Below are 13,912 nucleotides of genomic sequence, written 5' to 3'. Positions count from 1 at the left end.
TCACCTAAACACTCTTTATTTTTAAAACTTAATGTTATGCTAATGCGCATAAAACTCAACGCCTAAGGACATAAAATGACACAACACTTTGATTATATTGCAATCGGTGGTGGCAGTGGTGGTATTGCCTCTGCAAATAGAGCGGCAATGCGTGGCGCTAAAGTAGCACTTATAGAAGCAAAACACATGGGCGGCACGTGTGTAAACGTGGGCTGTGTACCTAAAAAAGTAATGTGGCACGGTGCTCAGGTTGCTGAAGCAATTAATTTATATGCCCCAGATTACGGCTTTAATGTTGAAGTTAAAGGCTTTGATTGGAGCAAGTTAGTACAAAGCCGTGAAGCCTACATAGGTCGAATTCATAAAGGTTATGACAGTGGCCTTGCTAGCAATGGCGTTACTGTAATTAAAGGCTTTGCTAAATTTGTAGATAATAAAACAGTTGAAGTAAACGGCAAGCACTACACAGCCGACCATATATTAATTGCAGTAGGTGGACGCCCAAGCATTCCGCATATTGAAGGTGCTGAGCACGGTATCGATTCTAATGGCTTTTTTGAATTAAAAGAGCAACCTAAACGCGTTGCAGTAATAGGCGCAGGTTATATAGCTGTAGAACTTGCTGGTGTATTACATGGTTTAGGTACTGAGACGCATTTATTTGTACGTAAGCATTCTCCGCTTCGTAACTTTGACCCTTACATAGTTGAAACGCTTGTTGATGTTATGGCTGCTGAAGGCCCTACTCTTCATACAGAATCTGTACCCCATAAATTAGTTAAAGAAGACGATGGCTCAGTAACGCTACATTTAGATAATGGCAAAAGCCATAACGTAGATCAGGTTATTTGGGCTATTGGCCGCGAGCCAACAACCAATGCTATTAACGTTGGTGCAGCTGGCGTAGAAGTAAACAGCAGTGGTTTTGTAAAAGTTGATGAGTATCAAAATACCACAGCTGAAAATGTATACGCGGTAGGCGATATAATCGAAAACGGTATTGAACTTACACCGGTAGCAGTTAAAGCAGGGCGTACTTTATCTGAGCGTTTATTTAATAAAGAACTCCCAGATGATTTAAAAATGGATTACAGTTTAGTTCCTACGGTTGTATTTAGTCATCCACCGATTGGTACTATTGGTTTAACTGAGCAAGAAGCTATTTCTCAGTATGGCGAAGAAAACGTTAAAATTTATCAATCTGGTTTTACGGCTATGTACACAGCGATAACTAAACATCGCCAGCCTTGTAAAATGAAACTTGTATGTGCCGGCCCAGACGAAAAAGTAGTTGGCCTACATGGGATTGGTTTTGCGGTTGATGAAATGATTCAAGGTTTTGCAGTCGCCATGAAAATGGGCGCAACTAAAGCTGATTTTGATGCCGTTGTTGCAATTCACCCGACTGGCTCGGAAGAATTTGTAACGATGCGCTAGGCGCTAAACTCTAAGTTATTAATTATAAAAAGCCCTTGCTAAGTAAACAGTAAGGGCTTTTTAATGCTTGTTATATTTTGCACAACAAACCACTTAAAACGTCACATTAAAAACATCCATTCAACATTAAATAAATATCTAAGCCATTATTTTAACAGCAAAAATTTTAGACCAATAAAAATATTAAAAGTTTAAATTTTGTTTTGGCTTTAAGGCATTTTTACAATTAGAATCTCGCGCATTTATAGTTTCTCTTGGTTATTTATGTTTTTACTGCGATCTTTTATTTATTTATTATGCCTAGCCGGTGTTGCTTATTTAATTCAACTAGAAGGCTTTGAATTAAAACAGTATGCACTTTACAGTGAAGAAACTCTTACTGAACATATGCAAGATGTTTTAACTTTTTTAAGCTGTATTTTGTTTTTTTACGCTTCGCGAATTAACTTTCAACTCAAAATACCGGCAGTATTACTTGCTGCGTTATCGGCAATGATGTTTGTAAGAGAGTTTGATACCTACCTCGACTTATACTTTTTTGATGGCGCTTGGCAAAGTATCGTCTATTCAATTTTAGCTGGCGTGTTTGTTTATTTAACAACAAAGAGAGGAAGTATTTTTGACTCTTTAAAAGCCTATAGCCTCACTCCTAGTTATGGAATTTGCTTATCAGGCATGGTTACTTTACTCGCATTTTCGCGAATGATGGGCAAAGGTGCATTTTGGCATTCAGTAATGGGCGATGACTACGTACGTGCGGTAAAAAACATTGTTGAAGAGGGTATAGAAACGCTTGGCTATACTCTAATCTTTATTTCAGCCATTGAGCTTGTACTCATATGCCGAAAAAAAATGGCTAAAAATCACAAACATTGCACTGATGAAGTAACTCAATAGCGTCGCTCGATTTTTATTGGTTACTCTTTTTGCACTAAATTTGCTAATTGGTTTAATAAATCAATATACTTAGCCTGTTTTTATCAACTCGCGTTTAATTGGATATTATGACTAAAGATATATTGCTGCATCCGTTTCTTCTTTCAATTGTAATGATCACTATTGCATTTGTATTAAAAGTACTTGTTGATAAGCTCGCTAAAAATCGCGCAGAAAAAAAGGAAAAAGATATTCGTTACATCGCACACAATATTAAGCACTTTATTAATTTTGTAATGATGATATCGCTGCTATTTGTGTGGTCTACTGAAATTCAAAACTTTGCACTTTCTATTGCTGCTTTTGCTGTGGCGATTGTGCTTGCAACGCGCGAGTTTATTCAGTGTGTGATAGGCTTTTTTTACCTCGTAACAACTCGCCCGTTTAGAGTCGGTGATTGGATACAAGTAGGTGATTACTTTGGTGAAGTAGCTGAAACTGATTGGATAAAAACAACCATGCATGAAATTGATATACATACTTATCAATTTTCAAGAAAAACCATATACATACCTAATAATAAGTTAATTACCAGCTCTATTAAAAACTTAAACTTTGTAAAACGCTTTGTTACACATCATTTTATTATTGTCCGTCGAGAGAGCTTTAACCCGTACCCTATTCACGACACACTCACTGAGCAAGCTAAACTGTACTGCGAAGAATTTCAAGAAGTAGCAAGTCGTTATAATTCAATGATTGAGCGTAAACTCGATGCAAAAATATCTGGTCCAGAGCCGGTAATTCACTTTGGTACAACCGATTTAGGTGAATTTAAAGCAAGCTTCACCTTGTTTTGTCCGACAGAAAAAGCGCTTGAGATAGAGCATAAATTAACAGAGTGCTTTTTTGCGTTATGGTATAAAGAAGCTGAAAAAAATAAAGAGGATGAAGGAGAAGTATAAACCCCGCCTTCATTAAAACAAAAAGCGCGAATTTACTTCGCGCTTGAGTAATATTTAAGCTGTACCACCGACCGTTAACTGATCAATTTTAAGGCTTGGTTGGCCTACGCCTACCGGTACGCTTTGACCATCTTTACCACAAACACCCACACCTTTATCAAGTGCTAAGTCGTTACCAACCATCGATATTTGCTGCATTACTTCTGGGCCATTACCAATAAGCGTTGCGCCTTTAATTGGTTGGGTAATTTTACCATTTTCGATTAAATACGCTTCTGATGCGCTAAATACGAACTTACCTGACGTGATATCAACTTGTCCGCCGCCAAAATTAGGCGCAAATACACCTTTTTTAACGCTACTGATAATATCAGCTTGGCTGTGCTCACCACCTAACATGTAAGTATTAGTCATGCGAGGCATTGGTAAATGTGCATACGACTCACGACGTGCGTTACCGGTAGGATTTACACCCATTAAACGCGCGTTTAGCTTATCTTGCATATAGCCTTTTAAAATACCGTTTTCGATGAGTACGTTGTAAGCGGCTGGTGTGCCTTCATCATCCACATTAAGTGAGCCACGGCGATCAGCCATTGTGCCATCATCAACCACAGTACACAGCTCAGATGCTACTTTTTGGCCCACTTTACCACTAAACGCAGACGCGCCTTTACGATTAAAGTCGCCTTCAAGGCCATGCCCTACCGCTTCGTGTAAAAGCACGCCAGGCCAACCATTACCAAGTACAACTTCCATCGTGCCTGCAGGTGCATCAATAGCCTCAAGATTTACTTTAGCTTGGCGTACCGCTTCTTCTGCAAATTCCATCCAACGCGGTTTACCATCAACAAGCTCTTTAAAGTAACCATAATCTAAACGTGCACCACCGCCTGCGCCACCGCGTTCACGGCGACCATTTTTTTCAAGCAGTACTGAGCAGTTTAAACGAATAAGCGGGCGAATATCGGTGGCAAACGTACCATCACTTGCTGCGATTAATACTTCTTCGTATACCGCTGACATTGAACTAATTACTTGCTCTGCATCGGGTGCTAGTTCACGAATATAGTTTTCAAGTTCGCGTAATAAGCTCACCTTGTCGGTATCGCTCATACTCGAAATTGGCTGATGCGGTGCAAACTGCTCTTTAGCTTTAACATCACTAAATACTTTAATCGCTCTATCTTCACCAGCATCTGCAATGCTACGAGCCGCTGTAGCCGCTTTATTAAGCGCTTCAAGATTTATTGCATCAGAGTAAGAAAAACCTGTTTTTTCGCCGCTTACAGCACGTACACCAACGCCGCGCTCGACGTTATAAGAGCCTTCTTTAACTAAGCCGTCTTCAAGCACCCATGATTCGTGGTGGCTAGATTGAAAATATAAATCGGCGTAATCCACTTTATGCTGATGTATATAAGCGAGCGTTTTTTCGAGCTCTTCTCTATTTAGCTGGCTGTCGTGTAGTAAATGCTGTTCAACCGAATTCATAATAAATGCTCTCTAAATCGTTGATGAGACTGCACGGGCATATCTCGTCTAATTTTTTGTAACTGGTCTAAGTCTGCGTTGCAACTTATAAAACCGGTGCCTGTTGGCAATTCACTCAGGATATTTCCCCAAGGTGAAATAATAATACTGTGGCCATATGTTTGTCGGCCATTTTCATGTGTACCGTGTTGAGCCGCTGCAACCACATAACATTGTGTTTCTATTGCGCGCGCTGTTAATAACGGCTGCCAGTGTGCTTGCCCTGTAGGGACTGTAAATGCACTTGGTACTAAAATAATATCGGCGCCTTGGCGTACTAGTTCGTTGAATAAGCCACTAAAGCGCAGATCATAACATACTGTTAAGCCTATTTTACCAAAGGGAGAATCAACAACAACCACATCGCTACCTGCTTGGGTAAAATCTGACTCTCGATAGCTACCTGTTTGATCATCCACGTTTACATCAAATAAATGTATTTTGTTATACGTTGCAACCAGCTCGCCTTGATTATGATATAAGTGCGATGCTGCATAATATTTATGTTCGTTAAATGGCTCAGGTATTGTGCCTGCATTTAACCAAATATTATGGTGTTGGCACAATTCACTAAGTTGTAGTTTGTATCGCTCAACTTGCTTAGCAACACGTAACGTATCGTTACCACTTTTACTAAACACTAAAAAAGCCTCAGGCAAACAAACAAGTAATGGCCTTGCTGTTGGGAGGGTTTTAAGAGCACGCTTTAAGCTTGCTAAGTTGTCATCAGGGCTTAGCCCTGAACACATTTGTAGGGCAACTATTGTGGGTGTGCTTATGTTTGCTGTTTTGTTCATTGCGTTGCTGTTACTTGTGCATCTTTAAGCTTTAAATCGACTGATGCTTGTGGCTGATTTTGCGCAGCTTGCGGTAACGTAACTTCACGACTTTTTCTGTCGAGTTCTTGAACTATAGGATCGTTCATTTTACCCGTTACTTTAAAATTTATCTCTGAGATAACGCGTGCAGAGTGAATAACTTTATCAATTGCTAAGGCAGCAAGCCCTGTTACTGGATTTACCATCCATGCAACTATAACCGGAATGCTCGAGGTTACTTGTGGCGCTACAGCAAGGTCATAGTCTATATCTAGCGTATTTAAATTTGCGTAGCCTTTAATAGTTAAATCGGCGGGCACACCGTCCATTTTGGTATCTTTAGTGTAAGCGATACCTTCTTCTAGCTGCATAGAGCCTTGCATGCTGTTATAAAAAAAGCCCTTTGAAAAGACATCTCTAAAATCAAGTTTTAGCTTACGTACTAATGAATCAAGACTCAGTAACGAAAATACGCGTGCACCACCATCGCTTATTTCAGTTAAATGACCTTCGCCTAAATCCCAAATAACCTCACCACTTAACGTTTTCACATCAAAATCATAAGGAGCAGCTTGCCAAGTAAGATCATAATTTAAATCGGCTTTTGAGTCCTTAATTGCAGAGGTAATATCAAACTCACCAAACAATGCGCCTATGTCATCACTTTTAAGCTCGCCACTTAGCGTTGTTAAGCCATTTTGCCACTGCCCTTTAGTGCGTAGCACATGATCGCCTTTATCGACCACAAGCTCTGATATTGATAAGCGCTCGCCATCACCTAATAATGACGCACTCACTTTATCAAGTTGGTAGCGGTCAATTTTGCAGTCACTGCATTCAAACTCAATGGCAGGTATTTGAGTAAGCCAACTCAAGTCTTCCTCGGGAAGTACATCTGTTATTTCAAGTACTTGTTCATTGTGCGGTGCAAAATTAAGCCTTAAGTAATCGGCATTAATTCGTATTGGCTGGCTAGGCTGTGATGTAGGAATAAACACCCCAGCTCTAAGTTCTTTAGCATTTAGCTTTAGATATAAATCGTCTTTTGATGGTGCTAAACGCATTTCAAAGTCATTAAAAATGATGTTACTCGCATCAAGCATACCTATATTTGCGACCACCTCATTGAGCGGTGGCATAATCCCTTTTGATTTTTTATCTGGGTTTGCTTTACCGGCTTTAATTATTTGATCAATCAGATCAAACCAAGGCACTAATTCACTCTGTTCAAGATTTATATTTACGCTTAAGTCTTTTTGGTTTAATCCTAAATCTTGTTTTCCGAGCACAAAATGGACATTGCTAAACTGTGATTTACCGTTTTCTAAAATAGCATTAAAGTAAAACTGTTGATTAGCGTTTGCTGTAATGAGATTAGAAATGTCATCACCTTGTACTACTGCATCAAGCGCCCACACTTGTTCACTATTTTTATTATAAGGTGCAGGTAAGTTACTCGTTAAGCCAAGTAGTTCTGAGTTTACCTGTGCACGGTAATTAAAGCCTTGCTCGGTAAAATTAAGTACTAAGCCAATATCAACATCACTTTGCCCGCTTAAATAATTTTTTAATATACCTTGTCCACTATCTATTAGTGTATCGGCGTCAATTTTGGCGTTTATATCTATATTTGCTTGGTAATTTTTTGCATCACTTTTACTGCTGTAATTAATAGTTAGCGGCATGCCCAGCCACTTCGCAGTCGCATTTTTAAGTGTGATGTTGTCGTTTTTAAAATTAAGCTCGCCAGTTAAGTTTTTAAGCTCAATTCCTGGCGTTGCTATAAATACTGGCAAGTCATTTAAATTAACCTTGCCGCTAACACTGGCTCCGCCTTTAAATTTTGAGCCTACTAAAAGCTCAATACTGGCATCGGCTTCCCCTTTGCCCTGCACAACTTTAAAAATTTCAGCGAGAGGTTTGGCAATAGGTGTCGCTGCGAAAAAGTCATGTAACTTTTCCATTTGTGCTTTTTTATCAATTTGCACAATAAGTTCATCTGCATTCATTAAATCTGCAATGCTTACCTGTACACTATTACCAATATCTAAATTAACCAACTTACCTTGCTGGCTATATATATCCATACGCTCATTTTCAAAATGTAGCTGTACATTGGCATTAGTGACCAAAGGCCAATCAGGATCAAACTCATAGGTTGCGTTGTCTATTTGCGCTAATACATTAAACTGACCGCTGCCATCGGTGAATGGAAAGCCAGATAAAGGTCCTGCAAATAAGACTTGTGCTTTAGATACTTCTCCGCCTTTAATTGCACCATTTAAATAGCTAACGAGCTCAGGGCTCATTGCTTTTAATGGGAAGTAATGACCTGCAATTTTGGCATCTGGGGCGAAGGCTTCAGCGTAAAGATCTAATCGAGGATCATCTGTTAGACTAATTTGTAATTCTGCAGCAAGAGTAACTTCATTATTATCAAACCATATATTGTCACTACTTATATGCCAGCCATCATCTCGTTTAGCTAAATCTAGCTCTACATTTAGCTGATTATAATTTATGTCGTTACTAAAGCTTTCGCCTGTAACTAATGTGCCGTTTTCACCAAATAAATTTATTCGACCACTACTTTGATTAAGTAAACCACTTACTCTAAGTCCTTGTGCTGCAGGTACCGACCTTAATTCTTGCCAACCAATATTGTCAGCCTCAAACCATAATTGCCATTTCTGTGCATTAGAAAAATTTAAATAAGCTTGATCTATTTGCCCGCTAGGTTGGCGCTCTAAAAATGGTTCAAGTGCATTAAAATTACTTAGCCCTGCTAGGTTACTCAGTAATTCAAAATCAACTTGATGGAGCCACACTTTATTTTGCGACCCTAGTTGAGCTTCAAACTCTAAACTTGGCCATGCTTTATCGTTACTATTAAATGTTAAACCGGTGCTTTTTAAGTGCCAGCTATTTTGTTCTGGATATAAATGGAATCCACCTTCACTCAGGCTGACTTGTTGGCTTTGCTCTTCTCGCTGCCAACGCACAAAGCTTGGTAGCCACTGCATTTTTATATCGCTTACAAGGCCTTTATCTAGTTTTAGCCACGCTTGTAAATTAATATCGCTATGCAGTTGTTGCTTTTGCGTATTTATATATTGTGCTAGCCAGTTAGATACATCGACCTTATTAGCCTGCACATAAATGTCGCCCGCAACTTGCTCTAGGGTATCGCCAGTAAGTGCAATGCGCGCATCAAAGTCACCAACCGAAATACCCGGCAGTGCTAAGCTCCCACTGCCAAGATGTTGCTCATCTTCATTTTGCCAAACAATATTTTTGAGGAGTAACTTACGTTCTTTACCATCTTCTAGAACAAAGTTAATACTGGAATTTTCTATTGCAAAATGACCCGTTTTACCCAAAAACAGTTCTTCAATTAGCTCTTTTTGCTCAAAAGAGACTTCGTCGTTATCAGCGGTTTTAAATAAGTTGGTGATATTTACACTGGTATGAAACCCATTAATAACAAAATAATTAGATCTAAGTTGCAGTGCTTTTAGGCTTTCCCATAAGTTTAGCTCTAAGCTGGTTTTAGCAATGGTGAGTGATATTGGCGCGGTTTCGTTATCTTTAAACGATAAATTCTCTAGTACTAATGCAGGACCACTGCCCTGCCAACTAGCTGATATCTCACCGATAGATAAGCTTATTTCAAACTTTTCGTGTAAATAGCTTTCTATATTACCTTTGTATTCGTTTGCATACGGGAGGGTATATTTTAAAATTGAAACAATAACGGCCAGTAATACCAAAATTATGGCGCAGGTCTGCCATAACTTTCTAAAACAAAAAAAACAGACCGCTTTTGCTTTCATTACATCATTACCACATCAAACTGTTCTTGGCTGTATAAGCTCTCTGTTTGAATATTGACTTGCTTACCAATAAATAGTTCAAGCTCGGCAAGGTTATGATACTCATCGTTTAGTAGGGCTTCGCTCACAGCAGGCGCTGCATATACCATAAACTTATCGGCAGCGTATGCTCGGTTAACACGCACTATTTCACGTAGTATTTCGTAGCAAACCGTTTCAACTGTTTTTTGCGAACCACGACCAGAACACGCAGGACATACATCACATAAAATATGCTCTAAGCTTTCGCGTGTACGTTTACGCGTCATTTCAACAAGCCCAAGCGCTGAAAGCCCATTAATATTTGTTTTAGTGCGATCTTTTGCGAGTGCCGATTCAAGTGAATGTAATACTCGGCGCTTATGATCCTCACTTACCATATCGATAAAGTCGATAATGATAATACCGCCTAAATTACGCAGCCTAAGCTGGCGCGCAATTGCAGAGGTTGCTTCTACGTTGGTATTAAAAATCGTTTCTTCTAGGTTACGATGTCCTACAAATGCACCAGTATTAACATCAACAGTCGTCATTGCTTCTGTTTGATCAATAATTATATAACCACCGGATTTTAGCGTAACTTTACGATGTAGTGCTTTTTGAATTTCGTTTTCAACGTCAAACAAATCAAATATAGGTCGCTCACCTGGGTAGTATTCGAGTACTTGAGACAGTTGTGGAACAAACTCTTCAGTAAATAACTTTAGCTCTTCATGAGTAAGTTTAGAGTCAACGCGAATGCGCTCCATATCTTCGCCTACGTAGTCACGTAGGGTTCTAAAGGCAAGCGTTAAGTCTTCATGTAGAATACTGGCTTTACTGGTTTTTTTGCGACGAGCTGTAATTTTTTCCCATAGTTTTCTTAAAAAACCGGCATCGTGTCGTAATTCTGCTTCGCTAGCGCCCTCGGCTGCTGTGCGAACAATAAAACTGCCATTTTCATCGCCATATTCTGCGACTATTTTTTTAAGGCGTGAGCGCTCTTCTTCAGTTTCAATACGCTGACTAACCCCTACGTGGGTCGCATCTGGCATAAACACTAAATAACGAGAAGGAATGGTAATATCAGTGGTAAGTCTTGCGCCTTTAGTGCCTAGCGGATCTTTTACCACTTGCACCATAATGTACTGGCCTTGACGAACTAACTCTCTAATATCTTGTACTTTTTTTATTGGTACGTCGTCTACACCTTCAACAATGGAGGCACTATTTACAATATCGGATGCATGCAAAAACGCCGCTTTTTCAAGGCCGATATCAACAAAAGCAGCCTGCATACCCGGAAGTACACGACTTATTTTTCCTAGGTAAATATTGCCTACAATACCTAGATTACCAATTCGCTCTAGCTGTATTTCTTGCAGTACACCGTTTTCTATTAGGGCAACACGGCTTTCGCTCGGTGTGACATTGATCAGTAATTCTGTACTCATGTTACCTTCTTAAGAATGTTTTTAATAATTGTTCGGTCTCATATAAAGGTAAGCCTACAACGGAAAAATAGCTACCTGCAATGTGGGTAACAAAACGCCCGCCTAAGCCTTGAATGCCATAGCCACCGGCTTTATCTTGTGGCTCTCCTGTCTCCCAGTAGGCATTAATTTCTTCATCTGTTAGGGCTTTAAAAGTAACATCAGTGCTTACAACACAGCTAATTACATCATTTTGCGTCGCAAGTGCAACAGCGGTGAGAACTTGATGTGTATTACCTGACAGGCGTTTTAATGTGTTTGTAAAATCGTTTTTATCACGAGGTTTACCCAGTGATTCGTTGTCGATAACAACCACGGTATCACTACCAAGCACAGGACGATCAGTATATCCAAGCTCAACACCGCTTTGTGCTTTTAAGCGCGCTAAACGCTCAACAAGAGCTCCAGGTTGCTCGTTTGGAAGTGGGCTTTCATCTGCATCAACACTAAACTGTGTAAATTCGACACCTAATTGGCTTAATAACTCTTTACGGCGGGGAGAGGCTGATGCCAAATATATTGAGGTAGTCATTACCTGATCCTAAAATGTCTGCGATATTTACGAAGCAGTAAAAAGACCCAAAACCAGCTAACCATTCCGGTTGCTACTGGCCATAAATACTGTGGATTAAAGTAAACATCTAACAAAAAATGATTTAGCCAAAATTGCATTAAATGGTACAGCGCTAAAAATAAACCAACTAATAAGCTTTGTTGCCAAAGCGAAAAGTTACGAATTTTTTGAAAGTTACTTGCGGTTATAAATATACATACTGAGAATGTAAGCGAGTTCACACCTAGTGGTGAGCCAGATGCTAAATCTATTAATAAACCAACAACCCATGCAGTACCAATATTTAAACGATGCGGTACTGCCAATGACCAATACATAAGTACAAGTAAAACCCAATCAGGCCTAAATGGTTCAAATGAAAATGGCAGTGGCATTAGTGCCATTATTAACGCAAAAAAGATGCTTAGCGCAATTAACAATGAATAACGGTTAATCATCGCTGATTTGCTCCTGTTGATTACGCCATAAAATAACCAGCAAACGAATGCGATCTAACTGTGCAATTGGCTCTGCAAAAACTTGTGCAAACGGGCGGCCTTCATCACGATTTATTTCGGTTACTACAGCCACAGGGTATCCTTCAGGAAATGTGCCACCTAAACCTGATGTAACAAGTACATCGCCAATTCGCACATCTAAACTGTGTGGAACGTGCGAGAGCTTAACTACATTAATTTTACCTATGCCTTCAACTACTGTTCGTACATCGTTTCGAAGTATACGTACAGGTGTTGCGTGTGTGGTGTCGGTCATTAGTAGTACGCGTGAAGTAGTTGAGCCAACTTTTGTAAGTTGCCCTACTACACCCATCTCATCAATTACAGCTTGGCCTTCACTGAGCCCATCAGTAGTACCACGATTAATAACAACCTGATGACTATATGGATTTGAATGTACAGAAAGTACTTGAGCAATAATTTTACGATTTGGTTGCTTTGCTGATGAGCCTAATAAGGCGCGTAGTTTTTGGTTTTCTCTGGCTAGAAATTGATACTGCTGAAGTTGCTCGCTTTGTAGCATTTGCTTTTTTTTCAGCGCTTCGTTTTCAGTAAGAAGTTGATCCCGCGTGTGTAGACTTTTAGCACTTAAGCTAAATAATTCGTAGGGTAAGTTGGCAACATAAATGAGTGGGCTAACTAAAGTATTTAGGCTGGTACGAACAACGGTACCACCTTGCGTATATCTGTCTCCAACTATGAGTACGATACTCAAAAGCACTGCGACAAAAAGTCGCAGTTGCAAAGAGACTGTGCGTCCAAACATTAATTTCATTAGTCGTAACTAAAAACGTCACCACCATGAACATCGATCATTTCAAGTGCCTTACCACCACCACGTGCAACACATGTAAGTGGATCATCGGCAACAACAACCGGAATACCCGTTTCTTCCATTAATAAACGGTCTAAATCTTTTAACAATGCGCCACCACCAGTAAGTACCATACCGTGCGCAGAAATATCTGAAGCCAGCTCTGGTGGTGATTGCTCAAGCGCAACCATTACTGCACTCACAATACCCATTAACGGCTCTTGTAGAGCTTCTAAGATTTCGTGTGAGTTGAGTGTAAATGAACGCGGAACACCTTCTGCAAGGTTACGACCACGTACTTCAATTTCGATTGGCTCATCAGTTTTAAACGCAGAGCCAATTTGATGCTTAATATTTTCTGCTGTCGCTTCACCGATTAAGCTACCAAAGTTACGGCGTACATAATTAATAATAGCTTCGTCAAATTTATCACCACCAATACGAACAGATGATGAGTAAACAACACCATTAAGTGAAATAATAGCAACTTCAGTTGTACCACCACCAATATCAACAACCATAGAGCCTGTTGCTTCTGATACTGGTAAGCCTGCACCAATAGCCGCTGCCATTGGTTCTTCAATTAAGTAAACTTCACGAGCGCCTGCACCCATTGCAGATTCACGTATTGCACGTTTTTCTACTTGAGTAGCCCCACATGGTACACAAATTAGTACACGCGGACTTGGGCGCATAAAGTTATTGTTGTGAACCTGTTTAATAAAGTGTTGTAACATTTTTTCTGTTACAAAAAAGTCGGCTATAACACCGTCTTTCATTGGACGAATCGCTTTTATATTACCCGGTGTACGACCTAACATAAGCTTTGCTTCTGTACCTACAGATGCAACACTTTTAGGCCCACCAGCACGTTCTTGGCGGATAGCAACTACTGAAGGTTCATTTAATACAATGCCTTCGTCTTTTACATAAATTAGGGTATTGGCTGTACCCAAGTCGATCGATAGATCGTTAGAAAAAATACCACGGAGTTTTTTAAACATGAGGCTGGATGACCTTTGAAATACGTTCTTATATTAGCTGCCTCACTTTA

General features: G+C 39.7%; 11 protein-coding genes. 3 read left to right on the top strand and 8 right to left on the bottom strand.

What is annotated here, in order from left to right; all coding sequences use genetic code 11:
- The first annotated feature begins 75 nt into the window (after positions 1 to 75).
- The 3 genes from gorA to BW142_RS15275 all read left to right on the top strand — a co-directional run bounded on the left by gorA (position 76) and on the right by BW142_RS15275 (position 3,278).
- The gene (gene gorA, locus BW142_RS15285) at positions 76 to 1,437 is read left to right on the top strand and encodes a glutathione-disulfide reductase (protein ID WP_076925401.1); all 1,362 of its coding nucleotides are present in this window, start codon (positions 76 to 78) and stop codon (positions 1,435 to 1,437) included.
- 264 nt (positions 1,438 to 1,701) lie between these two features.
- A complete protein-coding gene (locus BW142_RS15280; protein ID WP_076925400.1) occupies positions 1,702 to 2,334 on the top strand; it encodes a hypothetical protein in 633 nt (210 codons plus the stop codon).
- A gap of 107 nt (positions 2,335 to 2,441) precedes the next feature.
- Positions 2,442 to 3,278, top strand: a complete 837-nt coding sequence (locus tag BW142_RS15275) for a mechanosensitive ion channel family protein (RefSeq protein ID WP_010553762.1) — start codon at positions 2,442 to 2,444, stop codon at positions 3,276 to 3,278.
- 54 nt (positions 3,279 to 3,332) lie between these two features.
- Here the strand turns inward: BW142_RS15275 and tldD are convergent, their stop codons facing one another.
- Genes tldD through BW142_RS15235 form a run of 8 tightly spaced genes read right to left on the bottom strand, consistent with a single transcriptional unit; the run spans position 3,333 to position 13,862 of the window.
- Positions 3,333 to 4,772 carry a metalloprotease TldD gene (tldD, locus tag BW142_RS15270; protein WP_024589854.1) on the bottom strand — a complete coding sequence of 480 codons (1,440 nt, stop codon included), beginning with the start codon at positions 4,770 to 4,772 and terminating at the stop codon, positions 3,333 to 3,335.
- Complete coding sequence (locus BW142_RS15265) at positions 4,769 to 5,608, bottom strand: carbon-nitrogen hydrolase family protein (protein ID WP_076925399.1); 840 nt, start codon at positions 5,606 to 5,608, stop codon at positions 4,769 to 4,771. Before BW142_RS15265 ends, tldD begins: the two co-directional genes overlap by 4 nt.
- Entirely contained in the window at positions 5,605 to 9,462 is a 3,858-nt protein-coding gene (locus BW142_RS15260; protein ID WP_076925398.1) for a YhdP family protein, read from the bottom strand. The genes BW142_RS15265 and BW142_RS15260 overlap by 4 nt, the downstream gene beginning before the upstream one ends.
- Positions 9,462 to 10,934, bottom strand: a complete 1,473-nt coding sequence (gene rng / locus BW142_RS15255) for a ribonuclease G (protein WP_007586345.1) — start codon at positions 10,932 to 10,934, stop codon at positions 9,462 to 9,464. Before rng ends, BW142_RS15260 begins: the two co-directional genes overlap by 1 nt.
- A 1-nt stretch (position 10,935) precedes the next feature.
- Positions 10,936 to 11,505 carry a Maf family protein gene (locus tag BW142_RS15250; RefSeq protein WP_076925397.1) on the bottom strand — a complete coding sequence of 190 codons (570 nt, stop codon included), beginning with the start codon at positions 11,503 to 11,505 and terminating at the stop codon, positions 10,936 to 10,938.
- Complete coding sequence (gene mreD, locus BW142_RS15245) at positions 11,505 to 11,984, bottom strand: rod shape-determining protein MreD (RefSeq protein WP_076925396.1); 480 nt, start codon at positions 11,982 to 11,984, stop codon at positions 11,505 to 11,507. Before mreD ends, BW142_RS15250 begins: the two co-directional genes overlap by 1 nt.
- Positions 11,977 to 12,819: a rod shape-determining protein MreC gene (gene mreC, locus BW142_RS15240; protein ID WP_171972332.1), complete on the bottom strand. Its 843-nt coding sequence runs from the start codon at positions 12,817 to 12,819 to the stop codon at positions 11,977 to 11,979. The genes mreD and mreC overlap by 8 nt, the downstream gene beginning before the upstream one ends.
- Positions 12,819 to 13,862, bottom strand: coding sequence for a rod shape-determining protein (locus BW142_RS15235; RefSeq protein WP_007586338.1), 1,044 nt, complete (start codon positions 13,860 to 13,862; stop codon positions 12,819 to 12,821). The genes mreC and BW142_RS15235 overlap by 1 nt, the downstream gene beginning before the upstream one ends.
- Between the last annotated feature and the right edge of the window lie 50 nt (positions 13,863 to 13,912).

The organism is Pseudoalteromonas sp. EB27, assembly GCF_001974875.1.
In the GTDB taxonomy this organism is placed as follows: domain Bacteria; phylum Pseudomonadota; class Gammaproteobacteria; order Enterobacterales; family Alteromonadaceae; genus Pseudoalteromonas.
The sequence above is the reverse complement of the archived record's forward strand: the minus strand, read 5'-3'. Positions and strand labels throughout refer to the sequence as shown.

Coding starts and splice junctions, on each gene's coding strand:
- mreD (WP_076925396.1), bottom strand. CDS start 11,984: ATGATTAACCGTTATTCATTGTTAATTGCGCTAAGCATCTTTTTTGCG.
- BW142_RS15275 (WP_010553762.1), top strand. CDS start 2,442: ATGACTAAAGATATATTGCTGCATCCGTTTCTTCTTTCAATTGTAATG.
- tldD (WP_024589854.1), bottom strand. CDS start 4,772: ATGAATTCGGTTGAACAGCATTTACTACACGACAGCCAGCTAAATAGA.
- BW142_RS15280 (WP_076925400.1), top strand. CDS start 1,702: ATGTTTTTACTGCGATCTTTTATTTATTTATTATGCCTAGCCGGTGTT.
- mreC (WP_171972332.1), bottom strand. CDS start 12,819: ATGAAATTAATGTTTGGACGCACAGTCTCTTTGCAACTGCGACTTTTT.
- BW142_RS15235 (WP_007586338.1), bottom strand. CDS start 13,862: ATGTTTAAAAAACTCCGTGGTATTTTTTCTAACGATCTATCGATCGAC.
- BW142_RS15260 (WP_076925398.1), bottom strand. CDS start 9,462: ATGAAAGCAAAAGCGGTCTGTTTTTTTTGTTTTAGAAAGTTATGGCAG.
- BW142_RS15265 (WP_076925399.1), bottom strand. CDS start 5,608: ATGAACAAAACAGCAAACATAAGCACACCCACAATAGTTGCCCTACAA.
- rng (WP_007586345.1), bottom strand. CDS start 10,934: ATGAGTACAGAATTACTGATCAATGTCACACCGAGCGAAAGCCGTGTT.
- BW142_RS15250 (WP_076925397.1), bottom strand. CDS start 11,505: ATGACTACCTCAATATATTTGGCATCAGCCTCTCCCCGCCGTAAAGAG.
- gorA (WP_076925401.1), top strand. CDS start 76: ATGACACAACACTTTGATTATATTGCAATCGGTGGTGGCAGTGGTGGT.